Source organism: Polaromonas potterensis (genome assembly GCF_033446725.1).
In the GTDB taxonomy this organism is placed as follows: Bacteria; Pseudomonadota; Gammaproteobacteria; order Burkholderiales; family Burkholderiaceae_C; genus Polaromonas.
Genome location: NZ_JAWQLX010000001.1, coordinates 55,326 through 78,667 on the forward strand (window position 1 = coordinate 55,326; position 23,342 = coordinate 78,667).

23 protein-coding genes are annotated in these 23,342 nt (G+C 63.2%); 12 read left to right on the forward strand and 11 right to left on the reverse strand.

Annotated elements, in window-relative coordinates; all coding sequences use genetic code 11:
* Window positions 1–24: 24 nt before the first annotated feature.
* Window positions 25–1,485, forward strand: coding sequence for an Asp-tRNA(Asn)/Glu-tRNA(Gln) amidotransferase subunit GatB (gene gatB / locus R6254_RS00270; protein WP_318404325.1), 1,461 nt, complete (start codon window positions 25–27; stop codon window positions 1,483–1,485).
* Between the two features lie 86 nt (window positions 1,486–1,571).
* Here gatB and R6254_RS00275 read toward each other — a convergent pair whose 3' ends face one another.
* Entirely contained in the window at window positions 1,572–2,258 is a 687-nt protein-coding gene (locus R6254_RS00275) for a DUF4124 domain-containing protein (RefSeq protein ID WP_318403598.1), read from the reverse strand.
* Entirely contained in the window at window positions 2,239–3,033 is a 795-nt protein-coding gene (pyrE, locus tag R6254_RS00280) for an orotate phosphoribosyltransferase (protein ID WP_318403599.1), read from the reverse strand. The genes R6254_RS00275 and pyrE overlap by 20 nt, the downstream gene beginning before the upstream one ends.
* A gap of 331 nt (window positions 3,034–3,364) precedes the next feature.
* On the opposite strand from pyrE, the gene R6254_RS00285 reads away from it, so the two are divergent.
* From R6254_RS00285 to R6254_RS00315, 7 genes are all read left to right on the forward strand, one after another.
* The gene (locus R6254_RS00285; protein ID WP_318403600.1) at window positions 3,365–4,375 is read left to right on the forward strand and encodes a Bug family tripartite tricarboxylate transporter substrate binding protein; all 1,011 of its coding nucleotides are present in this window, start codon (window positions 3,365–3,367) and stop codon (window positions 4,373–4,375) included.
* A gap of 34 nt (window positions 4,376–4,409) precedes the next feature.
* The gene (locus R6254_RS00290; RefSeq protein WP_318403601.1) at window positions 4,410–5,000 is read left to right on the forward strand and encodes an amino acid synthesis family protein; all 591 of its coding nucleotides are present in this window, start codon (window positions 4,410–4,412) and stop codon (window positions 4,998–5,000) included.
* Window positions 4,990–5,841, forward strand: a complete 852-nt coding sequence (locus R6254_RS00295) for an alpha/beta fold hydrolase (protein ID WP_318403602.1) — start codon at window positions 4,990–4,992, stop codon at window positions 5,839–5,841. The genes R6254_RS00290 and R6254_RS00295 overlap by 11 nt, the downstream gene beginning before the upstream one ends.
* Before the next feature lie 87 nt (window positions 5,842–5,928).
* The gene (locus R6254_RS00300; RefSeq protein WP_318403603.1) at window positions 5,929–7,395 is read left to right on the forward strand and encodes an NAD-dependent succinate-semialdehyde dehydrogenase; all 1,467 of its coding nucleotides are present in this window, start codon (window positions 5,929–5,931) and stop codon (window positions 7,393–7,395) included.
* 3 nt (window positions 7,396–7,398) lie between these two features.
* Entirely contained in the window at window positions 7,399–8,085 is a 687-nt protein-coding gene (locus R6254_RS00305) for a GntR family transcriptional regulator (RefSeq protein WP_318403604.1), read from the forward strand.
* 47 nt (window positions 8,086–8,132) lie between these two features.
* Window positions 8,133–8,999, forward strand: a complete 867-nt coding sequence (locus tag R6254_RS00310; protein WP_318403605.1) for an exodeoxyribonuclease III — start codon at window positions 8,133–8,135, stop codon at window positions 8,997–8,999.
* A gap of 281 nt (window positions 9,000–9,280) precedes the next feature.
* Complete coding sequence (locus R6254_RS00315) at window positions 9,281–9,721, forward strand: CBS domain-containing protein (protein WP_318403606.1); 441 nt, start codon at window positions 9,281–9,283, stop codon at window positions 9,719–9,721.
* Window positions 9,722–9,752: 31 nt separating this feature from the next.
* Here R6254_RS00315 and R6254_RS00320 read toward each other — a convergent pair whose 3' ends face one another.
* The 8 genes from R6254_RS00320 to R6254_RS00355 all read right to left on the reverse strand — a co-directional run bounded on the left by R6254_RS00320 (window position 9,753) and on the right by R6254_RS00355 (window position 17,417).
* On the reverse strand, window positions 9,753–10,067 hold the full coding sequence (locus R6254_RS00320; protein WP_318403607.1) for a hypothetical protein: 315 nt from the start codon (window positions 10,065–10,067) through the stop codon (window positions 9,753–9,755).
* A 144-nt stretch (window positions 10,068–10,211) separates the two neighbouring features.
* Window positions 10,212–11,933 carry a methyl-accepting chemotaxis protein gene (locus R6254_RS00325; protein ID WP_318403608.1) on the reverse strand — a complete coding sequence of 574 codons (1,722 nt, stop codon included), beginning with the start codon at window positions 11,931–11,933 and terminating at the stop codon, window positions 10,212–10,214.
* Between the two features lie 642 nt (window positions 11,934–12,575).
* Window positions 12,576–14,192: an MFS transporter gene (locus R6254_RS00330; protein WP_318403609.1), complete on the reverse strand. Its 1,617-nt coding sequence runs from the start codon at window positions 14,190–14,192 to the stop codon at window positions 12,576–12,578.
* Between the two features lie 73 nt (window positions 14,193–14,265).
* Window positions 14,266–14,526: a GlsB/YeaQ/YmgE family stress response membrane protein gene (locus tag R6254_RS00335; RefSeq protein WP_318403610.1), complete on the reverse strand. Its 261-nt coding sequence runs from the start codon at window positions 14,524–14,526 to the stop codon at window positions 14,266–14,268.
* Between the two features lie 78 nt (window positions 14,527–14,604).
* Window positions 14,605–15,003: a response regulator gene (locus R6254_RS00340; RefSeq protein ID WP_318403611.1), complete on the reverse strand. Its 399-nt coding sequence runs from the start codon at window positions 15,001–15,003 to the stop codon at window positions 14,605–14,607.
* A 19-nt stretch (window positions 15,004–15,022) separates the two neighbouring features.
* Window positions 15,023–15,361 carry an Hpt domain-containing protein gene (locus R6254_RS00345; RefSeq protein ID WP_318403612.1) on the reverse strand — a complete coding sequence of 113 codons (339 nt, stop codon included), beginning with the start codon at window positions 15,359–15,361 and terminating at the stop codon, window positions 15,023–15,025.
* Window positions 15,358–16,551, reverse strand: a complete 1,194-nt coding sequence (locus R6254_RS00350; RefSeq protein ID WP_318403613.1) for an HPP family protein — start codon at window positions 16,549–16,551, stop codon at window positions 15,358–15,360. Before R6254_RS00350 ends, R6254_RS00345 begins: the two co-directional genes overlap by 4 nt.
* Window positions 16,552–16,598: 47 nt before the next feature.
* Window positions 16,599–17,417: a M48 family metallopeptidase gene (locus tag R6254_RS00355; protein WP_318403614.1), complete on the reverse strand. Its 819-nt coding sequence runs from the start codon at window positions 17,415–17,417 to the stop codon at window positions 16,599–16,601.
* 59 nt (window positions 17,418–17,476) lie between these two features.
* Between R6254_RS00355 and R6254_RS00360 the strand changes: the two genes are divergently transcribed.
* Window positions 17,477–18,868: an AmpG family muropeptide MFS transporter gene (locus tag R6254_RS00360; protein ID WP_318403615.1), complete on the forward strand. Its 1,392-nt coding sequence runs from the start codon at window positions 17,477–17,479 to the stop codon at window positions 18,866–18,868.
* Here the strand turns inward: R6254_RS00360 and R6254_RS00365 are convergent.
* Window positions 18,865–19,674, reverse strand: coding sequence for an IS1595 family transposase (locus R6254_RS00365; RefSeq protein WP_318404327.1), 810 nt, complete (start codon window positions 19,672–19,674; stop codon window positions 18,865–18,867). The two genes, R6254_RS00360 and R6254_RS00365, sit on opposite strands and share 4 nt — an antisense overlap.
* 360 nt (window positions 19,675–20,034) lie before the next feature.
* Here R6254_RS00365 and R6254_RS00370 point away from each other — a divergent pair, with 360 nt between their 5' ends.
* The 3 genes from R6254_RS00370 to R6254_RS00380 all read left to right on the forward strand — a co-directional run bounded on the left by R6254_RS00370 (window position 20,035) and on the right by R6254_RS00380 (window position 23,190).
* Window positions 20,035–20,745, forward strand: coding sequence for a response regulator (locus tag R6254_RS00370; protein ID WP_318404328.1), 711 nt, complete (start codon window positions 20,035–20,037; stop codon window positions 20,743–20,745).
* 50 nt (window positions 20,746–20,795) lie between these two features.
* Entirely contained in the window at window positions 20,796–22,001 is a 1,206-nt protein-coding gene (locus R6254_RS00375; RefSeq protein ID WP_318403616.1) for an ATP-binding protein, read from the forward strand.
* A 571-nt stretch (window positions 22,002–22,572) separates the two neighbouring features.
* A complete protein-coding gene (locus tag R6254_RS00380) occupies window positions 22,573–23,190 on the forward strand; it encodes a carboxymuconolactone decarboxylase family protein (RefSeq protein WP_318403617.1) in 618 nt (205 codons plus the stop codon).
* The last annotated feature ends 152 nt before the right edge of the window (window positions 23,191–23,342 follow it).

Below are 23,342 nucleotides of genomic sequence, written 5' to 3' on the forward strand. Positions count from 1 at the left end.
ACTCCCGTGAACTCCTTTGCAGAAATGCAGGTCGGCCGGCCCACCGGGCCACTCGTGCAGGGTTATGAAGTCATCATCGGCTTCGAGACCCACACGCAACTCACCACGCAATCGAAAATTTTCAGCCGCGCCTCCACGGCCTTTGGCGCCGAGCCCAACACGCAGGCCTCGGCGGTGGACTTTGCCTTGCCCGGCGCGCTGCCGGTGATGAACAAGGGCGCCGTGCAACGCGCCATCGAGTTCGGCCTGGCGGTCAACGCCCACATTGCCGAAAGCAGTGTGTTTGCGCGCAAGAATTATTTCTATCCTGATCTGCCCAAGGGTTACCAGATCAGCCAGTTCGAGATTCCGGTTGTGCAGGGCGGCACGGTGGAATTTTTCCTTGGTGATGAAAAAAAATCGGTGCGATTGGTGCGTGCCCACCTCGAAGAAGACGCCGGCAAATCGCTGCATGAAGATTTCATCGGCATGAGCGGCATTGACCTGAATCGCGCCGGCACACCGCTGCTGGAGATCGTCACCGAACCCGACATGCGTTCCTCGGCCGAGGCCGTGGCCTATGCCAGGGAACTGCACAAAATCGTCACCTGGGTGGGCATCTGCGACGGCAACATGCAGGAAGGTAGCTTCCGCTGCGACGCCAACGTCTCGGTACGCAAGCCCGGCGAGCCGCTGGGCACGCGCCGCGAGATCAAAAACCTGAACAGTTTCAAGTTCATGCAACAAGCCATGGACTACGAGATCCGCTGGCAGATCGAACAGCTCGAAGACGGCCACACGATCCAGCAGGCCACGGTGCTGTTTGACCCGGACACCGGCGAAACGCGCAGCATGCGTACCAAGGAAGACGCGGCCGACTACCGTTATTTCCCGGACCCGGATCTGCCGCCGCTGGTGATTGGCCGCGACTGGGTGGAACGCACACGCTCCGAGATGGCAGAGCTGCCGCGTGTCATGGCCGAGCGTTTTGTGACGAACTTCGGCTTGAGCGACTATGACGCCGGTCAGTTGACCCAAAGCAAGGCGGTGGCGGCGTATTTTGAAGCCGTCAACCAGGCGTGCAGCCAAGCCAAACTGGCCAGCAACTGGGTGATGGGCGAGTTGTCGCGCCGGCTGAATGCCGAAGACAAAACCATTGAGCAGTCCGGCGTCAGCGCGCCGCAACTGGGGCAACTGATCACCCGGATTTCCGACGGCACCTTGTCCAACAATGCCGCGCGCCAGGTGTTTGACGCACTCTGGAACGGCGAAGGCAGCGATGTGGATGCACTCATCGACGCCAAGGGTTTGAAACAGATGAGCGACAGCGGCGAGCTGGAGAAAATCATCGACGAGGTGCTGGCAGCCAACGCCAAAAACGTCGAAGAGTTCCGCGCCGGCAAGGAAAAGGCTTTCAACGCCCTGGTCGGCCAGGCCATGAAAGCCACCAAAGGCAAGGCCAACCCGGCGCAGGTCAATGAGCTGCTGAAGAAAAAGCTGGGCTAAACAGGAAGGGCTGCAAGCTCGCTATTGAAAAAATAGCTGCTTGCGCCCATCCATCAAGGGCTACAGCCCTTTTTTCCTTAAGAAAATCAGTTTTTGGTGCTCACCGGCACCGGTGGCGGCGCTTTGGCCGGCACCGCCACACCCATGGCCCAGAGCTGCTTGAGCTTGACCAGCTCTTCTTCAAAACGCATGTTCACGCGTTTTTTCTCCGCATCCTGGTCGGCGATGAAACGTTTTTGCACCGCCACGCTGCTGTCGTTTTCTTCGACCCGGCGTTTCAGCGAGCCCGGCGCCTTGGCCGGATCGGACTTGTAAAACTCCAGGTCGATGTTGATGGCCTTGCGTTGCTCGGCCAGCTCGGACGTGCGTTTGCTGGCGGCCTTGATGACCTCGTCGATCTGACCCAGCGCTTCGGCGCGTTCCTTGTCGTGCACCGGCCGGCTCGGGTAACGCAGCAGCAAAGCGCGGTCGCGGCGTTTTTCCTCGGCCTCGCGGGCGCGCACTTCGGCCGCAAGTTTGTCTTTTTCATCCTGCACGGCGCGCTCCTGCGCGGTCAGCGAGGGGCCGACCTCACGCTTGACCAGGCCGGAACGTGACAACTCGCGCTGCGTGCGGTCCATACATTCGGCAATCGGCCGGTCCGCCGTGACCTTGCGGCCCGCCGCATCGACGCAGCTGTAAATACCCTGCGCGCTGGCGGCCTGGCTCAGGAAGGCCGTCAACACCGCCACCCCTGCGCCCACTCTTGTTTGTCTACGTGCTTGTATCGCCAAGAGAGATTCCTTCATCAACGCCGTAACGCTGTCGGTACGCCAGCACACGCTGGTAATGGGCCTGAAGCGACTGGCCAGGGTTTGACTCGACCCCGCCCGGCGGGGTTTTGTCGGCTTGAGCCAGATACTGCAGCAAGTCGGTCAAACGGGCAATCGCGAAAACCTGCAGTCCCAGGGTCCTGGTGACAAACTGCACAGCACTGTGATCAACATCCACGCCGTTTTCCGTGGCTTTTTCCTGACGGTCCAAGGCAATCGCCACGGCGTGGGGTATGGCACCCGCCGCGCGGATGATGGCGATCGACTCGCGCGCCGCCGTGCCGGCCGACATCACGTCGTCGATGATCAACACCCGCCCCTGCACCGGCGCGCCAACCAGCGTGCCGCCTTCGCCATGGTCCTTGGCTTCCTTGCGGTTGTAGGCAAAAGGCACGTTGCGGCCCAGCCGCGCCAGTTCCACCGCCACCGCCGCCGCCAGCGGAATGCCCTTGTAGGCCGGGCCAAAAATCATGTCGAACTGCAGGCCACTGGTTTTCTCTTGCTGCAACAGGCCACGCGCATAAAACTGCGCCAGCCGGCCCAGCTTGGCACCGTCGTCAAACAAACCGGCGTTGAAAAAGTAGGGGCTCAGGCGCCCGGCCTTGGTTTTGAATTCGCCAAAACGCAAGACTCCCGATTCGACGGCAAACTGCACAAATTCCAGCGCCAGCGCGCTGTCATGTGTATTGGCCGTGTGTGTATTTTCCTGCCCTGGCGTGGCCGTTGGGGTGCTCATTGAAGATGTCCTTGTTTAAATTAACCAGCCCGACCGTCAAGGGCATCTGTGTTGCCACCCGCAAGGGCCTTGAAGACCGGCTTGTGCCGTCCATGCTGGATTGTATTGGTGGGCCCGTGCCAGCGCAGACCGGGCAGCGCCACCTTGGACAAGCTGTTTTCGCACATGTCGGGCCTGAGGGTGGTGAGGGTTCCCGATTCATCCTGACCGCCGCTGGCAAAGTCAGGCCAAGGGTTTTCCCTAGATTTGAGTTGCCTTTTATTCCAGATAATTGGTATACCAACATACAAGAATACAATTTAACCGCCAGCCTCCTACGGACAAAACACCTATGCCTACCCCCTCCTTGCAAAATTTCGTCACCCAAGGTCTCTTGCCACGCGCAGCTCGTCTGGCCGCCATCTGTGGCCTGCTGCTGGGCGCGGGCGGCGTATTTGCCGCCTACCCTGACAAACCCATCACCCTGGTGGTCCCGTTTGCACCGGGCGGCAGCTCCGACATCGTGGCGCGCAACCTCGCGCCCATGCTCGGTGAACGCCTGGGCCAGCCCGTCATCATCGACAACGTGTCCGGCGCCGGCGGCCTGCTCGGCACACAACGCGCGGTACGCGCCGCACCGGACGGCTACACCATTCTTTTGGGTTCGGGCTCTGAAATTCTGATCAACAAGCTGATCAACCCGGCGCTCGCCTACGACGGCATCAAGGACCTGGCTCCCACCGTTTTTGTCGGCACCGGTCCCATGGTGCTGGTCGGCAAACCTGGCCTGCCTGCGGCTAATGTCGCCGAGTTGCTGGCGCTGGCACGCGCCAAACCCGGCGTGCTGAGCTACGCCTCGGCAGGCAACGGCACACCCATGCATGTCGCCGGCGAATTGCTGAAGATGCGCGCCAACATCTTCATGACACACATCCCTTACCGCGGCGCCGCACCCGCGCTGGTGGACCTGATAGGCGGCCAGATCGACCTGGGTGTTTCGACACTCAGCGCCGCCCAGGCTTACATCAAGTCCGGAAAAATCAAGGCTTATGCCGTGACCAGCGCCAAGCCGTCTGAACTGGCGCCGGACATCCCCGCGCTGGGCATGGCGCGCGGACTGGAAGGGTTTGACCTGGGTGTCTGGTTCGGCCTGTTCATGCCGGTCAAAACGCCGCCAGAGATCCTGCAGAAAGTCCAGGCCGCCGCCCAGCAGGTGCTGGCCGATCCGGCCATCCGCAAAAAACTGGCCGAACAAGGCATCAGCGCTTCCGGCGCGTCGGCCGACGAGTTGCGTAAGTTCATGGCGACCGAGGTTGAAAAATACCGCGCCGTCGTCAAGGCCGCCAAGATCACCGCCCAATAAAACGCCACCATTTTCATTCCCGAAAGAATTAGCCATGCAAAACAGCGGCATCCGCAAAATCGTCACCTATTGCGAAGAAACCCTGATCGAGGGCCAGAAACAGGCCGCCACCCCCTTGAGGATGTTTGGCGCTGCCGCCGTGCTCAGGAACCCCTGGGCCGGTCGCGGTTTTGTGGAGGACCTCAAGCCGGAAATCATGGCCATCGCACCCATCCTTGGCAAACTGCTGACGGACACCATCCTCGGCATGACCGGCTCCGGCGCCGTCATCGAGGCTTATGGCAAGGCCGCCGTCGTCGGCACCAGCGGCGAGGTCGAACACGCCTCGGCCCTGATCCATACCCTGCACTTCGGCAATTTTTACCGCAAGGCCGTGGGCGCCAAAAGTTATCTGAGCTTTACCAATGTGCGCGGCGGCCCCAACTGCTCCATCGCCATCCCCATGATGCACAAGGATGACGAGGGCATGCGCTCGCATTACCTGACCTTGCAGTTCGCCATCAACGATGCGCCGGCCCCCGATGAAATCGTGGTGGCACTGGGCGCGTCGATTGGCGGCCGGCCGCACCACCGCATCGGCGACCGCTACAAAGACCTTGAGGCGCTGGGCAGCAATGAGGCCTGAGCAGATCTCCGCCAAAGGCACAGCGAACGGGACCGCCTACAGCGTGTATGGCGCTGGTGAGCCGCTGGTATTGATCCACGGCGTGGGCATGGCGCAGGACGCCTGGACACCGCAGATCAGCGAACTGGCCCGGGATCACCGGGTCATCGTCTACGACATGCTGGGTCACGGCGCCAGCCGCATCCCTGACGAAGGCGTGACGCTGGCCGACTATGCCGCGCAGCTGGCCGGGCTGCTGGACCACCTCGGCCTGCCTGCCGCCAATGTGGTGGGCCACTCCATGGGCGCGCTGGTGGCGCTGGAGTTTGCGCTGACTTACCCGGCACGCACACTGCGCGTCGCTGCGCTAAACGCGGTGTTCATGCGTACGCCCGAACAACAGGCCGCCGTGCTGGCGCGTGCCGCGACACTGCAGGACATCGGCGTGCAGGCCACGGTGGACTCGACCATTGCACGCTGGTTCGGCGATCCGGTGCCGACTGCCCTGCAGGATTCCGCCCGCCTGGTGTCCGGCATCCTCGCACGGGTGCATCCGCAGGGCTACGCGCGCACCTATCGGCTGTTTGCCAGCTGCGACCGGGTCCATGCCGACCGCCTGGCCACACTGGCCATGCCGGCCCTGTTCATGACCGGCGAGTTCGACCCGAATTCGAGCCCGTCCATGTCAGACGCGATGGCACAACGGGCGCCCCTGGCGACGCTGGACATCGTGCCGGGTGCACGGCACATGATGAACATGACCGACCCGCAGCGTATCAACCAGGGCCTGCAGAAATTCCTGGCGCAGCCATTGGCCATGCCAGGCACGCAACGCCTCACCGCCCCCCAGATCGCGGCCTGAACCACCGCTGTGCACACGGAAGCCGGGCCAGGAACGGCCGGCTCCGGCGTGCCTGCATACAAGCCAAACACTTTCACGAAAGACCGCATGCGCACGACGCTCCTGACCCATGAAGAACTGCTGGCGACCCGTTGTTATATCGACGGTCAATGGATTGCCGGCGCACAGCACTTCGACGTCATCAACCCCGCAACCGGCGCGCTTGTCTCCAGCGTCCCCTTGCTGGGCGCGGCCGAAACACGGCTGGCGATTGAGGCAGCCCACCAAGCCGGCGGTCCCTGGAAGGCCTTGCCTGCCAAAGAGCGCTCGCGGCTTTTGCGGCGCTGGTTTGACCTGGTGGTTTCACATACCGAGGTGCTGGCGCAAATCCTGACCACGGAAATGGGCAAGCCGCTGGCCGAGGCCAGGGGCGAAATCGCTTATGGCGCGTCGTATATCGAATGGTTTGCAGAAGAAGCCAAACGTGTCTACGGCGATGTGATTCCCTCGCCGCAGACCGACAAACGTTTTGTCGTGCTCAAGCAACCGGTTGGCGTCGTGGCGGCGATCACGCCCTGGAATTTCCCCAACGCCATGCTGGCACGCAAACTGGCGCCGGCGCTGGCCGCCGGCTGTACCGTGGTGGCCAAGCCGGCCGAGCAAACACCGCTGTCGGCGCTGGCACTCGCCAAACTCGCCGAACTGGCGGGCATTCCGCGCGGTGTGATCAACATCGTGACGGGTGACCCTAAAACCATAGGTGGCGAGATGACCCGCAACCCGCTGGTGCGCAAGCTGACCTTCACCGGCTCCACCGGCGTTGGCAAGTTGCTGATCAAGCAATGCGCCGACACCGTCAAACGCGTCAGCATGGAGTTGGGCGGCAACGCGCCTTTTATCGTGTTTGACGACGCCGACATCGACGCCGCCGTGCGCGGCGCCATGGACTCAAAGTTTCGTAATGCCGGCCAGACCTGTGTCTGCGCGAACCGGATTTACGTGCAGGACGGTGTCTACGACGCCTTTGCCGACAAACTCGCCGCCGCGGTCGCCCGCCTTCAGGTCGGCAATGGCATGGACCCGGCCGTGACCCAGGGGCCCCTGATAGACGCGCGAGCCGTGGCCAAGGTCCAGGCGCATATCGCCGATGCCCTGGCGCAAGGCGCCACCCTGACGGCCGGCGGCGTACCGCATGCGCTGGGCGGTCTCTTTTTCGAACCCACGGTGCTGCGCGACGTCACCCCTGGCATGCTGATCGCCCGCGACGAAACCTTTGGCCCGGTGGCCCCGCTGCTGCGCTTCCAGGATGAAGCCGATGTGATTGCCCAGGCCAATGCCTCCGAAGCCGGCTTGGCCGCCTATTTTTTCACGGCCAACATTGCGCGGGTCTGGCGCGTGGCCGAAGCCCTGGAAACTGGTATGGTGGGCATCAACACCGGCCTGATGTCCTTCGAAGCCGTGCCCTTTGGCGGCATCAAGCAGTCCGGTTACGGGCGCGAAGGCTCCCACTACGGCATGGATGACTACCTGGATGTGAAATACTTCTGCCTCGGTGATCTCCATCAGGACCATTAAACAGTGCCCGTCCCCCAAACCAGCTCCATCAAAGTCGACCGCAGTACCAAGACCCTGAGGGAACTCACGCTTGAAAACATGCGCGGTGCAATTTTCAGCGGCCATTTCAAGCCGGGGGAACGCCTGGTCGAGCGCAAGCTCTGCGAGCAGTTGGACGTCAGCCGCTCCGTCGTGCGCGAAGTGCTCAGACACCTGGAAACCGAGGGCCTGGTCGAGTCGGTTCCCCACCAGGGCCCGGTGGTCGCCAGCCTGGATGCCGACCGGGCCGCGCAAATCTACGAATTACGCGCGCTGCTGGAAGGCCACGCCGCGCGCCTGTGCGCCGAAAAGGCCAGCGATGCCACCATCCAGCGCCTGGGCGAGCTGAACGACCAGATCCAGGCCGCCTTCCGGGACGACGATTTTCATGAAGTCATGGTGCGGACATCGGCTTTTTACGAAGCCATGTTTGTCGGCAGCGGCCTGACCATGGCCTGGGATATCGTGCAGTCCCTCAATGCACGCATCAACCGCCTGCGCGCCATGACCATCAGCTCCAGCGGGCGCAAGGCCGAAGCGGCGGCGGAGATGGCGCGCATCGTGCAGGCCCTGCGCCAACGCGACCCGCAGGCGGCCCAGGAAGCGTCCGAGGCGCATGTGCGGCGCGTGGCTGAAATCGCGGCGCAACGCCTGGCGGACGCTGCCAGATAAACAGCGGGTGCGTCCTATACTTGGCGGCCCAAGCCATGGAGAACCCCTTGTTTAAATTGACCAGCCTGAACCTCAACGGCATACGCTCCGCCACCAGCAAAGGCCTGGAAGACTGGCTCGCGCAGACCACACCGGACTGTCTGTGTGTGCAGGAACTGAAAGCGCAGGCAGCGGATGTCAGCGAGCGTTTTGAAGAGATGGCCGGCCTCAAGGGCCACTTCCACTTTGCCGAGAAAAAGGGTTATTCAGGCGTGGGCGTCTACACCAAACACGAACCCAGCGACGTCATCGTCGGTTACGGCTCTTCCGAGTTTGATGCCGAAGGCCGTTATGTGGAACTGCGTTTTGACCGGCCCGGCCGGAAAGATCTGCGCAAACTTTCCATCATCAGCGCCTACTTCCCCAGCGGCTCCTCGGGCGAAGAACGCCAGGCCGCGAAGTTTCGTTTCCTGGCCGAGTTGTATCCCTACCTGCTGGCGCTGAAAAAGGAACGCGACTTCGTGCTCTGCGGTGACATCAATATCGCGCACCAGGAAATCGACCTGAAAAACTTCAAGGGCAATAAAAAGAACAGCGGCTTTTTGCCCGAAGAACGCGCCTGGATGAGCGAGCTGCTGCGTGATGCGGAACTGGCGAACGAGGCTGCAGATGCGCTGACAGAAAGAATCGATGGCTCCGTGCGCGGCGGCGGCATGGTCGATGTGTACCGCAAGCTGCAACCCACCACCACCGGCGACGCCTACACCTGGTGGAGCAACCGCGGCCAGGCTTATGCCAAAAACGTGGGCTGGCGGCTGGACTACCACCTGGCGACGCCGGCCCTGGCGGCACTGGCCCAAAGCGAAACCATTTACAAAACCCAACGTTTTTCCGACCACGCGCCCATCACCGTGGACTACGACCTGGCGCTGTAAGCGCTGGTCACCTCCAGTAACGCTATCAAAAGCGTAGCTGATTGCGCCCACCCACCAAGGGCTGCGGCTACTTTTTTCATAAATTTCAAGCAGAATGGGTGGCTGAGCCTGCCCGGGACCTCCTCACGCAAGCGGCGGTGCCGCACAAACTTCCAGACCGGTTTTGCCGTACGATGTCCCTTAGCGGTTGGCGCATCAAGGGTGTGGGGTCGGCCCGTCCGCTGCGGCCGACCACCTTCACGCACCGTGCTTTTTTGTTCCCGCAGCGGGGAGGAATCATCATGACAAGCGTGGTAGACATCCTCAAGTCAAAAGGCGACCTGGTCGTGTACAGCATCGCGCCGGCCGACTCGGTGTTCGAAGCCGTCCAGCTGATGGCCGACAAGAACATCGGTGCGCTGTTGGTGCTGGAACACGGACAGGTCATAGGCATCGTCTCCGAACGCGACGTGGCCCGCAAAATGGTGCTGATGGCACGTGCGCCCAAAGACACGCCGGTGCGCGACATCATGACAACCTCGGTCATGGGTGTGCCGCCGCAACGCACCAGCGAGGAATGTATGGCCTTGATGACCGAGCACCGCCTGCGTCATCTGCCGGTGATGGACGCCGGCCGGCTGACCGGCCTGGTGTCTATCGGGGATCTGGTCAAGGACATACTCTCCGAACAGAAGTTCATCATCGAGCAACTCGAACATTACATCGCCGGCCAACGCGGCTGATTCGCCCCGGCAAGTCCAAAGCTAAGGCCCGTCAAGGCCCCTTCATACGTTCGGCTTCCATGGCCGCATGACGCTCTTCGCTGGCCTCGATCGGGTCCATGGCTTCGTCGACGGCAGCCGCCGCGCGTTCTGCCGCCGCTTTGGCTTCTTCCGCGGTCAGGTCGAGTTCGTCGTCCTCGTCCTCACCCGGCGGCTCCAGCATGTCGTGCAGCATGGCCGCCAGTTCCGGCGTGTCCCAGGGCTCGCCGTGCTGCTTTTTTTTCTTGATGTAGTGCCGGACTTCCGAGTCCTGCTCCGCGGTCAGGGGAAGTCCACGAAAAGTGTTTTGAGGGTCGATGTCGGGCATGATGTTCTCCCGGTTTCGTCTTGCGCTAAACGTCGCCAGGGTTGGGGTTGAAGACGTGAAATGACATGCCCTTATCCTAGTCCTATTTGCGTGCCAGCGGGAGGCCTTGACGTCCCTCGCGCCGAGGCCGCCCCTGCGTTTTACTTAAAACTCTTCCCAACTTGGCGTGCCTGAAGCCGACGCCACGGCCAGTCGCTTGGCAGGCAAGGCGCCGCCGCTGGATCGGCGCTTGGGCGCGGCAATCGCCGGCTTGGCCGCAGGCGGCTGGGCCAGCGGCGCGCTCGACAGGCTGGGGCTGTCCCGGAGTTGATCATCGTCCAGCTTGAAGACGCTGACGGCTTGCGACAAACCGCTGGCCTGCTCTTGCAAGGAGGCTGCTGCTGCTGCCGCTTCTTCCACCAAGGCCGCATTTTGCTGCGTCACCTGGTCCATCTGGGCGATGGCCTGGTTGATCTGTTCGATGCCCGAGGTTTGCTCCTGGCTGGCCGTCGTGATTTCGGCCATGATGTCGGTCACACGTTTGACGCTGTCGACAATTTCATCCATGGTTTTACCGGCTTCGCTGACCTGTTTGCCGCCTTCTTCCACCTTGTCGACCGAGTCGTCGATCAAGACCTTGATTTCTTTGGCGGCGGCAGCGCTGCGCTGCGCCAGGTTGCGCACTTCGGCCGCGACCACCGCAAAACCCCGGCCTTGTTCGCCGGCGCGGGCCGCTTCCACCGCGGCGTTCAGGGCCAGGATGTTGGTTTGGAAGGCGATGCCGTCGATCACCCCGATGATGTCAACAATCTTGCGCGACGAGGCATTGATCGCACCCATGGTGTCAACGACTTGCGACACCACATGGCCACCCTGCACCGCGACGCGGGACGCCGTCACGGCGAGCTGATTGGCCTGTCTGGCGTTGTCGGCATTCTGTTTGACGGTGGATGTCAACTCTTCCATGGAGGCGGCGGTTTCTTCCAGGGAACTGGCTTGTTCTTCGGTGCGTGAGGACAAGTCCTGATTGCCGGAGGCGATCTGGCCGGACGCCGTGGCAATGGTGTCGACGCCGGTCCTGACCTGGCTCACACTTTGGACCAGGGAGGCATTCATTTCTTTCAGCGCGCTCAGCAACTGGCCGATTTCATCCTCCGAGTTCACCTCGATCCGGTGCGTCAGATCGCCAGAAGCCACAGTACGGGCCGCCTCCACCGCCTGGCTCAAAGGCCGGGTGATGCTGCGCGACAGCAGCCAGGCCAGCAGGCCACCGGCCGCCAGCGCGATCACGCCCAGCACCGACACCAGGGTCTCGGAGTTGTTCACCACAGCTTCGGCCTCGGTTTTGGTTTGCGCCTGACGCTCTTTCTGACGCGTGACGACCTCCAGAACCGCCTTGACATAACCCTCCGTGGCCGGTGTCAATTGCTGATGGATGATGTTTTCCACATCGACGCGCGACAGGCCATGGTCCGGATCGGACCGGCGCTTAACGAGGTCGCGGCGGACCTTGTTGTAGATATCGCGCTTTTCGGCGACCGTTGCCAGCAAAGCCTTGCCTGAAGCTTCTTCGGCCAGGCTTTCTAGCTCGGCTTGCAACTTGCCGTTGATGACACTTTGTTTGTCCAGCTCGGCCAGGAAATACGCTTCATCTTCAACTGTGCTACTTTTGACCAGGGCGATGGTCCGCACCGCGTTGCTGGAGATGCCGCCCAACCACTGCTGCGACAAGCTCTCCCGGTACGCCACTTTTTGCATCAGTTGCACCGCGTTCGCCACGTCCCGCAGGCCCATCAGGCCAGCGACAGAGGTGAAGCTCATCAAGGCCAGGATCAGGGCAAAGGCGATGCCCAGACGGGTGCCAATCTTCAAATTTTTAATTTTCATCAGGGGACTCGTCATGTTTTAGAAAGTTGTGATGCGGGGTCAAGAAAGGGCGCTGCCGGGCCGGCAGTGCCCCATGGGAAGCGACACATCACCGAGGACATCGGCGTGTCGATAACGATCAGAAGGTGTTTGTCCAGGGGCCTGCGCACGCAGGTCCTGGGTGGCCAGCGCCGCGCGGATGCGGGACGCCATGGCCAGCAGGCTCATCCGTGAGAACGGGGCGGGGTCACGGTGGACGGGTGGAGGGAGTGTTGTCGCGTACATAGATGCTTCTTTAACAAGAAAAGACCTAAGCGCGACCAGGTGCGAATACACCCGAGTGAACCACCAACTTGCCGCAGCATAAGCCTTGGCTTATTTATCGGCAATTTATTGATGAACTTAATACTTAATTGATTAATTTGATGTAACAGTCAAATTTATCAATTGATCTAGATCATTAAACCCTAGCGGGCGGGCGGTCCCGCACTGCGGGGCAGGTGTGAGCCTCGTGCTCGCGCGGCTGAGCCCCAGGAAGCACGCGCCCCCCGAACCGCTACCAAAGTCATAGCTGCTTGCGCTCGCCCACTCTGGGCTACAGCCACTTTTTGTATAAATTTTCTGATACTGAGGCGAAGATGCCCGACAGAAGAGGAAAAGGCTCTAAGCCTCCAACACGCAACGTGTCACCAGCGGCGGCGTTTCGTCCAGATGAAACGCCAGCTTGCGGTCGCGCAGCGCCACGTCGCCCGCCGTGACGCGGTCAAAACGGCGCAGGTGTTCGGTCCACGACTCGTCGGTGATCTGCTCGATATAACGCCCGGGATTCGAAATATCGCGCAGCAGCTCCCAGGCCAAGGCGCCCTGGCGCAGGCGGCTGCGCCGGCTTTCCAGCATCAGCGCGCGAAAGTCCGCCGCCTTGGCCGGGTCGATCTGGTAGGTCACCGTCACCCGGACCTGGCCCGTCAAGGGCGGTGCGTCGGCGCTGGGCACCTTGAACTCGCGGGACGGCGTCAGGTCTTCTTCGATGCTGCGGTCCCGCAGCAACCAGTGCGCGGCAAAAATGGCCAGCGTGCCGGTCAGGGTCGCCGCCAGCATGCTGGCAGGAACACTGGTCATCGTGGCCAGTTGTCCCCAGACCGCCGCACCGCTGGCGCTGGCGCCCATGATGGCCATCTGGAAGATCGACATGCCACGCGCCCGCACCCAGTCGGGCAGCGCCACCTGGGCCGACACACTCAGGGTGTTGGCCGTGGTCAGCCAGGCCGCGCCGGCCAGCGCCATGGCCGGCGCGGCGATGTAGATATTGGGTGCCAGCGCCACGATGGCTGTGGTCGCCGACTGCAGCACCACGCCGCCCAGCACCAACACATCTTGCGACAAGCCCCGGCGCAAACGCGGCAGGAAAAACGCCACGGCAATCGCGCCCACCCCCATGGAGGCCAGCAGCAGCGTGAAGGTGCCGGCGCCGCCGTGTAGACCGCGCGCCACCAGCGGCAACAAAGCCAGCAAGGCGGTGGAGTGAAAGAAAAACAGCGCCACCCGCAGCAACACCGCACGCAGGCGTGCGGACTGACGCACAAACTGCACACCCACCCGCATGGCGCTGACCAGGCGCTCGCGTCCCAGCGGGTTCGGCACATGGACACGGCGCCAGCGCATGATCACAAAGCCGGAGATCAGCGACAAAACCGCGTTCAGCACAAACACATAAGCGCTGCCGGCGCTGGCGATCAGCGCGCCGGCCACCAGCGGGCCGATGATGCGCGAGGCGTTCATGGCCACGCCGTTGAGGGCCAGCGCGGCAGGCAGTTGCGGCCGCGGCACCAGCTCAGGCACGATGGCGGCAAACACCGGCCAGCGCATCGCCAGCCCCACGCCATTGGCAAAAGTCAGTGCCAGCAGCAGCGGCGCGGTCATGGTGCCCCAGAGAATGGTGGCACACAGCAGCAGCGCCACGGCGGCGACCCAGAACTGGGTAATGATGAAATAACGCCGCCGGTCCAGGATGTCGGCCAGCGCGCCGCTGGGCAGGCCCAGCAGAAACACCGGCAGGGTGGAGGCGGACTGGACCAGCGCGACCCAGATCGGCGAGGTGGTGAGCGAGGTCATCAGCCAGGCGGCCGCCACATCGTTCATCCACATGCAGATGTTGGCGACCATCCAGGTCCCCCACAACATGCGGAAAACCGGCGCGCGCAACGGCGCCCAGGCTGACAGCAAAACGGCTTCGGGAACAGGAGACGGGGGAACGGCGCCGGGCGGGCTGTGATCTGGCATGTCCCTATTGTCTCTAAAGATGCCCGTCGCCGTCAGGCCGGCCCGCACAACAGCTGCGGGCCGCGTCAAAAAATCAGTCTGTGCTGCCCTTGCGCTTGATCAGGCTGTACACAAACAGCAAGACCATGGCACCGACCACCGAAGCGATCCAGCCCGCGGCTTCGCCGTCACGGTACCAGCCCATCGCGATGCCGAGATAACGCGCGGCAAAAGCGCCGGCCACGCCCAGTACCGTGGTCATGACCAGGCCAAGCTTGTCGTCGCCGGGCTTGAGGGCGCGGGCGATCAGGCCCACGATGAAACCAACAATCAGGGTTGCGAGCAGGGACAACATGGACACCTCTTGAGCTTGGGGTTGCATCGCCAGACCAACTGGAATCGGCCCGGACCACCGCATGATAGCCCCGCGCCTTCAATCGCCTTTAGCGCCTTGTTGCGCCCAGATCCGGTTGATCTGCTCCGACAAGGTCATCGGATCAAAGGGTTTGTGGATCACGTCCAGCGCACCCAGCGCCAGGTATTGCGCAATTTCCGCCGCCTGCACCTTCGCGGTCATGAAAATCACCGGCGTGTTGGCGGTGGCCGGCAGGCCGCGCAAGGCCTGCAAGGTGCTGGGGCCGTCCATGCCCGGCATCATGACGTCCAGCAGCAGCAGGTCGACCTGGGCGGTGGGCGCGGTGGCCAGCGCCTCGCGGCCGGAGGCACAGGCAATCACGGTAAAACCGCCGACCGCTTCCAGTGCCATCTGGGCCACGGTGCGGATATCCGGTTCGTCTTCCACATACAGAATGCGGGTGAGGGGCTGGGGCATGCAAACGTCCTTTGATGATTCAGGGGGGCGGCAGGCTGGCCTGCAGTGCAGCGACGGCCTGCACAATGTCCGGACGCTGAGTCGGCGTCAGGGCCGGGCCGGCCTCGCTGGCCTGCTCCAACAACAACTCCAGCGCTCTGGCGGCCACACTCACCTCGCGAAAACCCAGGGTCCCGGCGGTGCCGGCCAGCGTGTGCGCCTGGCGCTCCAGATCGACCAGCGGCGGCGCGCTGGGGCCGCCGGCGTCCACGGCCTGCCACAGCATCTGGACTTGCGCTATTTTTTCCGGCAAGGCGCGCTGGTAATCTGCGCGCTGCTGATCGAGAAATTGCTGAAACGCTTCTTGCGGCGTGCTCATGGCGCCGGCTCCGCAGGCGGTGTCGGCGGCTCGAACAAGGCCGCCACCATGTCGGACTGGGTGATGATGCCGACCAGCCGGCCGTCCTCCCCGATGATGGGCAGGTGATGGTGGCCGGTCCCGCCAAACAGCGGCACCAGGTCCACCAGGTAACGATACAGGCCGGCCACCCGGACCTGGCGGGTCATGATCTGGCCCACCACCGCGGGTTTGCCGGAAGGACCGACCTCGCCCAGCAATTTGCGCAGCTTGCTGTCCATGCCGGGGTAACCGTCCAGGTCGGCCGCACGCATGAAGTCGGCCAGGGTGACGATGCCGACAATGCGAAAGTCGGCATCCACCACCGGCAAGGCCTTGATGCGGCGCTCCCGCAACAAGGCCCAGGCCTGCGCCAGCGGTGTGCTGTGGGTCACCGTCACCAGGTCCCGCGACATGATGTCGGCGCAGCGCACGCCGGCCAGCTTGCGCTGGTAGGCCTGCCACTTCATCTGCTCCAGCAAGGCCTGCAAGTCATCGCGACTGACGTCCAGCACCTGGTTGTAGCGGGCCAGCACCGCGTCCAGATCGGCATCGGCAGCACTGGCCTGGCGGGCGCCGTCTTTTTCTGCCGGCACCGGCAATTGCCGGTGCGGATAAGCCCGGCGCGTGGCATTGTTGTAGGCCATGCCAGCGCAAGCCAGCAGCACGGAATTGAGCAACACAGGAAACAGCGCAAACGAGGGATCGGTGATGCCGCCCAGCACCATCATCAGGGCAGAGGCGCCGCCCGGCGGGTGCAGGCAACGCAAGGCCAGCATCAGGGCGATGGCAGCACCCACGGCCACCGCGGCCGCCAGTTCGGGTGGCCCCAGCCAGCGGGCGCAGGCAATACCGACCAGCGCCGACAAGGTGTTGCCCGCAAGCACCGACCAGGGCTGGGCCAGCGGGCTGGCCGGCACGCCAAACACCAGCACCGCGCTGGCACCCATGGGCGCCACCAGCCAGGGCAGGCTGGCGATTGCCGTGCCGCCGGCGACATGGCACACCACACCGGTCAGCAAAATCCCGAGGAAAGCCCCCACCACAATGCGCCAACGCTCGCGGGCGTTGATGCGGGTGCGGGCCGGGCGCAGCGACTGCAGCCACACAGCGGCAGCCCCAGGCGGCTTGCCGCCGCTGTCGAGGCCGGCGTTGTTGAAGGGGGAAGACATGGTCAGCTGCGCAGCTTAACCCACGTAGCGGCGGCGGTCAGCGCCCATCAGTTTTTGCGTGTTCGTTCGTACAGCGGCAACACCCTGGGCATATTGCGCTCCATGTCGGCAATCCGCGTCGCCCCGGCCGGGTGGGTGCTCAGCCATTGCGGCGGCGCGCCTTTGTTGGCGGCGGCCATTTTTTGCCACAAGGTGATGCCGGCGCGGGGGTCAAAGCCGGCGCGTGCGCCCAGCTCCAGCCCGACCAGATCGGCCTCGGACTCGTCTTCGCGGCCAAAACTCATATTCAGCAGTTGCACGCCGTAACTCGCCACCGTCTGGCCCAAATCGCCCAGACCGAACAACTGCGACAGCAGGCTGGCGCCTATGTTGGTGGCGGCCGATTTGCCCATGCGTTCACGCGCATGTTCACGCAGGGCATGGGCCATTTCGTGGCCCATGATCATTGCCACTTCGTCGTCGTTAAGCTGCAACTGCTCCAGAATGCCGGTGTAAAAAGCGATTTTTCCGCCTGGCATGCAAAACGCATTGATTTGTTTGCTGTCGATGAGGTTGACCTCCCACTGCCAGTCCTTGGCGCGCGGGTTCCAGGCGGTGGCCTGCGGAATGATGCGTTGTGCAATACGCCTCAGCCGCTGCACTTGCGCACTGCTGGCCGGCGCCAGGGCTTTCTGGCTGGCCGCTTCCTGCAGCATCTTGGCGTATTGCTGTTTCGCCGCCTGTTCGATCTCGTCGGCCGGCACCAGCTTGGTGAAGCCGGAATTGCCGCCCACCTCCACACCTTCGCGTTGGGCCATGGCCGGGGCACTGCCCAGCAGCAAAGCCGCGGCCAGCGCCGTCAGGGTCAAATTCGAAACAGATTTCATGGCATCTCCAAAGTACAGGGGCCTCTTTTAAGCAAGAGGGCACAGCGTATTATTCCCGCATGCGCGACACCCTATCCGAGGAATCCCTGGCCGGACACCGACCCTTGCCACCAACCGGGGTGCCGGCTTCTGCCCACCCCCCTGCTGTCCCCGACCGCCCCGGCTGGAGCGAGACCTTGCGGGTCTACCTGGAGGCGCCGACCCTGCGCATGTTGCTGCTGGGCTTTTCCGCGGGTCTGCCGCTGCTGCTGGTCTTCGGCACCTTGAGCTTCTGGCTGCGCGAAGCCGGCATAGACCGCACCACCATTGGTTACCTGAGCTGGGTCGGGCTGGCTTATGGTTTCAAGTGGGTCTGGGCACCGCTGGTGGACCGCATGCCCATCCCCCTCCTCACGCGCCTGCTCGGGCGCAGGCGCAGTTGGTTGCTGCTGTCGCAAACGGTCATCATGGCGGCCCTGATCGGCATGGCGCTGACCGACCCCCGGCTGGCCTTGTTGCCGGTGGTCTGGTGCGCGCTGGCCGTGGCCTTTGCCTCGGCCACGCAAGACATTGCGCTGGACGCCTTTCGTATCGAATCGGCCGACGTGCGGCGCCAGGCGGCGCTGGCAGCGGCCTACCAGACCGGCTACCGGATTGCGATGATCTGGGCCGGTGCCGGCGTGTTGTGGATTGCCGCACGCGCCGAAGTGGCCAGCGGCGGCGCCTACCAGCATGGTGCCTGGCAGGTCGCCTACTTTGTGATGGCGGCCTCGATGTTGTTGGGCATGGTGACGGTTTTGTGTTCCCCCGAGCCGGCCCCGCGCGCGATACCGCATGCCCGCAACGCCGCCGAGTGGCTCAGGGGCGCGCTGGTCGATCCGTTTGCAGACTTTTTGCGCCGCTACGGCAAACAGGCGCTGCTGATCCTGGCGCTGATCGCGGTGTACCGCATCAGCGACGTGGTGATGGGCATCATGGCCAACCCCTTTTACGTCGACATGGGTTACACCAAGGACGAGGTTGCCGCCGTCACCAAAATTTACGGCGTGATCATGACCCTGGTCGGCGCCTTTGCCGGCGGCGCGCTGGCCATGCGTTTCGGCGTGATGAAGGTGTTGATGTTGGGCGCCGTGCTGAGCGCCTGCAGCAACCTGCTGTTTGCCTGGCTGGGCTCGCGCGGCCACGATGTCCAGGCCCTGATTTTTGTGATTTCCGCCGACAACCTGTCCAGCGGCATCGCGTCAGCCGCCTTCATCGCCTACCTGTCCAGCCTGACCAACGTCAATTATTCGGCGACGCAATACGCGCTGTTCAGCTCCATGATGCTGCTGCTGCCCAAGTTTCTGGCCGGATATTCAGGCAGTTATGTGGACAGCTTCGGCTACAGCCACTTTTTTACCGCCACGGCTTTGCTGGGCCTGCCGGTGTTGTTGCTGGTCTGGCTGGCGTCACGCATGAAATCACCTGATTAGCGACCTACCTCAGACAAACGAAGCACCTTCAAGGGAAGAGGTCCGGTGGTTGCGAGGGCTCGCAACAGCCTGGTCAGCATGGCTGCCAGATCAAAGCGGCGATTGAAACGATAGCAAAACTCGGCCAGATAGCGAGCCCCGTAGCGGGCGTGATCGAACGCGTGGTCGGTGCCCGCCATGCTGGTCTTGAGGTTACCCAGCACGGTGTTCACCCAGTGCAACTGCGGCGTTTGAGCCCCCTGGCGACCACCGCCCGTCACATGCCTCTCGTGCGTGGCGCCCGCCTGGCGCACCTGTGCAAAGGCTGGCGTGCCGTCGCTCACCACATGGCTGGTAGGCGCCAAGTGGCGCAAGGCCCACTGACGAACATCCTGGTTGCTGAAGTCCGCCACGGGTGTCAGGTGGATGTACAGGGGCCTGCCGTCGGCCCGGGTCTGCACGGCGGCGATGAAGGCGCTCTTGTTGGCGGGCTTGCGTCCGCCATGAATGCTGCCTGCACGCTCACCGCCCAAGTACGCATCGTCGATTTCCACGCGCCCCTGCAGGCGGTAACGCGCATCGCGCACCTCCATGGTCTGCATGAGCTTGTGCTTGAGGCGCCAGGCGCTCTTGTAGGACACGCCCAGCTGGCGGCCCTGACCGTTGCGCGTGAGAAAAAAGCGCTTGCAGCCGCAGTGCGCGCACTGCCAGCCGTGGGGCCAACGGGCTGCCACGAGGGCACGCTCGCATTGCGGCTCCGTGCCGTAAAGTGCCTGGAACTGCGGCAGTGACAGGCCGCGCTGGAACTGGATGGCGTTCATGGACAGGGCACGCTCCTTTGCCGATGCATCGGCTCTACCGGGTAGAGGCCATCTGCCGTGGCAGATTCAAGTCCATCCGAGATAGGTCGCCAATCAGGTGAAATCGCCATCCAGCCCACATCTCACGGGCGCAAGCAGCTATTAAAAATATAGCAAATGGCGACCGCGCCGGCACATCTCGCAGGAATCGTTTACCTAACTTTACAGACGCTTCAACGCGACTTGTCGCGGCGGGCGCAGCATGGGAGGCTAGACGAAGGAGTTCCCATGAGCGATGTTCACGGCGGCGCAAGCACCACCAGCCCACCCACGGCAGCCAGTGGCTACACTGACCAGCAGCCCTCCAACCGTCCAGCGAGCCAGACCATGACACAGCAACTTTTGATGATCGAGGACGACACCCGACTGGCCACCATGGTGGGGGAATACCTGCGCCAGTCCGGTTATGCCTTCACCCACGCGGTCGACGGCGGCAAGGGCCTGGAGGCGCTGGAGGCCTGCAAACCCGACCTGGTGATTCTCGACCTGATGTTGCCCGACATGGACGGCCTGGAAGTCTGTCGGCGCATCAAGGGCCTGGGCGGCGAGGCCGGCCGCACGGCGGTGTTGATGTTGACCGCCAAGGGCGACCCGATGGACCGCATTGTGGGCCTGGAAATCGGCGCCGACGACTACCTGCCCAAACCTTTTGAGCCGCGCGAGTTGCTGGCCCGGATTCGGGCCGTGTTGCGCCGCGGCGGCGACACCGTCAGCACCGCCGGCAGCCAGAAAACCATGCGTTTCGGCTCGCTCGAGATTGACCGGGACGCCCGCACCGTGTCGGTGTCCGGCAAGACCTGCGAGTTGACCTCTTACCAGTTCGACCTGCTGGTGGCCCTGGCCGAGCGGGCCGGCCGCGTGCTCTCCAGAGACCAGATCATGGAAGCCGTGCGCGGCCGCGAGCTGGAAGCTTTTGACCGCTCCATCGACGTGCACATGGGCCGCATCCGCAGCGCCATCGAGCTCGATGCCAAGGACCCCAAACGTATTCTGACGGTGCGGGGTGTCGGCTACGTTTTCGCCAAGCAGCAGGACTGAGCGCATCGAGCGCACCGGCTTTCTTTTTTACTTTCTTTTTGACTTTTCTTATGTGGCCCCGATTTACCTCGCACCTCTATGTGCGCATCTGGCTGGCTGTGGTCGCCACCGTGGTGGTGCTGGCTTTTCTGGTCGGTGCCGCATGGCAGTTCAGCGCTGACCCGCCGCAGTTGCCGATACGTGAAGTCCTGGTTCACAACAGCGCCGGGGAGCTCATCGGCCGGGCCCAGACCCCGCCCAACCGCAAGCCGGGCGAGGGCCTGGAGTTTGATCTTGTGACCAACGACGGCCAGACCCTGAACCTGGTGCTGCCACGACCCAAACGCCCGCCCGGCAATTCCTGGACGCGCGCGCCCTTCGGTTTTGGCTGGATGCTCGGGGTGGTCGCCCTGGCGGTGGCCCTGGGAACCTACCCTATCGTGCGCCGTCTGACCCAGCGGCTGGAGGGCCTGCAACGCGGCGTCGAGCGCTGGGGCGACGGCGATTTGTCGGCCCGCGTGGCCGTGCAGGGCAGTGACGAGGTGGCTTTCCTGGCCGAACGGTTCAACCATGCCGCCGAACGTATTGAAACCCTGATGGAGTCGCAAAAATCATTGCTGGTGGCCCACAAGTCGCTACTGGCCAATGCTTCGCATGAGTTGCGTTCACCGCTGGCGCGTATCCGCATGGGCCTGGAGTTGATGGGCGACGGGGCCGGTTCCCCGCAGCGCGCCGAAATTTCGCGCAGCATCAGCGAGCTGGACCAGTTGATCGACGAAATTTTGCTGGCCAGCCGGCTGGACACCCGGCAGGCCGACGCGGAACCTTTTGAAGCGCTGGACCTGACCGGCCTGGCCGCGGAAGAATGCGCCCGTGTGCAGGCCGAACTGGACACCACGCCCCAGACCCACAGCCTGACGGTGCAGGGCTCGGCGCGCCTGTTACGCCGGCTGATTCGCAACCTGCTGGAAAACGCCAGGCGTTACGGCACTGGCGAGATCAGCCTGGAGCTGGCGCTGGCCAACAAGGGCGAGGCGCCACATGCGGTGATCCGGGTCAACGACCGCGGGCCTGGCGTTCCGCCGGATCAGCGCGAACGCATCTTCGAACCCTTTTACCGGCTACCGGGCGCCAGCGAACGCGAAGGCGGTGTGGGTCTGGGCCTGGCGCTGGTCAAATCCATCACCGCACGCCATGGTGGCACGGTGCGCTGCGAAGCCCGGTCAGGTGGTGGCGCTTCTTTCGTGGTGGAACTGCCGGTGACGGCTGCCGCCTGAAAGACAGTTGCCCATGACAGGAAGCGCGCGCTTCCTGTCGCATACGCCTGCCTCTGGCCACGCTCCAGCGCCAGTCGAAAACCGTCTGGCGGCAAGGCCTGCGTTAGCTCCCAGCGCAGCCACTGCAGGCCTGCGCTGGCGTTTGGCGGTACCAACAAAGCCAGTAGCTTTCTGGACGGACTAAAGGACGCGGTGACTGGCGCACTCAAGCCCTGAGTCGTGAAAAAAGTCCGGTTTTCACACCTTCTTCATTCGAAAAACGACAACCCTCCTCCAATTGGGGGAGGGCAAACCTAAGGACCGCCCCCTACAGTTCTCAGGTTGCTGTGACAACACCTGCGATAGGAACAAAGGCAGAAAAAGGATGAGGACAACAAGTCGACCAACAGACTGACGCCGTCCCAACAAAAAAACATCCCCAAAAAGGACTTTGACAAGCCACCGCGAGGTGGCTTTTTTTTGCCCGCCGGCCGTGCGCCGCGTTACCATCCCAGGCCTCGGCCCACCGACTATCCGGCCTGGCACCACCCGGTGTTTGGCCAAGAACCCAATCGACCGCAGGAGTTTTACCGTGAACCCCAACCATCAGGCCACCCTCGTCAGCCAGGGCTTTTCCCAAACGCCGCAAGAGCGGCTTCCGATGTTGTCCGGCGAAGCCATGTCCGCCGCGCAACGCGCCGTGGCAGACGCCTTGATCGCCGGCCCGCGCAAAGCCGTCATGGGCCCGTTTATTCCGCTGCTGCGCAGCCCGGAACTGATGGACCGGGTTGGCAAGGTGGGTGAATATCTGCGTTTTGACAGCGTGCTGGAGACCCGCATCCGCGAACTCGCGATGTGCCTGGTCGCGCGCCATGTGTCCAACCAGTTCGAATGGCTGATGCATGCGCCGCTGGCGCTCAAGGCCGGTGTGGCGCAGTCTTGCCTGGATACGATTGCGGCCGGCCAATACCCGCAGTCCGCCGCAGCCGATGAAGCCGCGGCCGTGGCGCTGGTGACAGAGCTGCTGCAACACCATGGGGTGTGTGATGCGTCTTATGCCGCTGCCCTGGGCCTGTTCGGCGAACAAGGGGTGGTCGAGCTGACCACCCTGGTCGGTTATTTCGCGATGGTTTGCTGGGTCATGAATGTGGCGCGTACCCCCACACAAGCCCCAACCGGTTTTGGCGCGCTGCAGGCCTTTCCGGCCTGAAGCGTCCGGGCCTAGAGCCTGTTTACGATCTCGATGGGGCCGCGCAGGCGACTTTTCGGGATGGGCTGCAAGGCGCGGTGCGCCGCCAATAGCTGGCTATTGGCAAGCGCCGCAACGCCGCAGACCGCCCGAAAAGGCACCTGCCCTTCGGG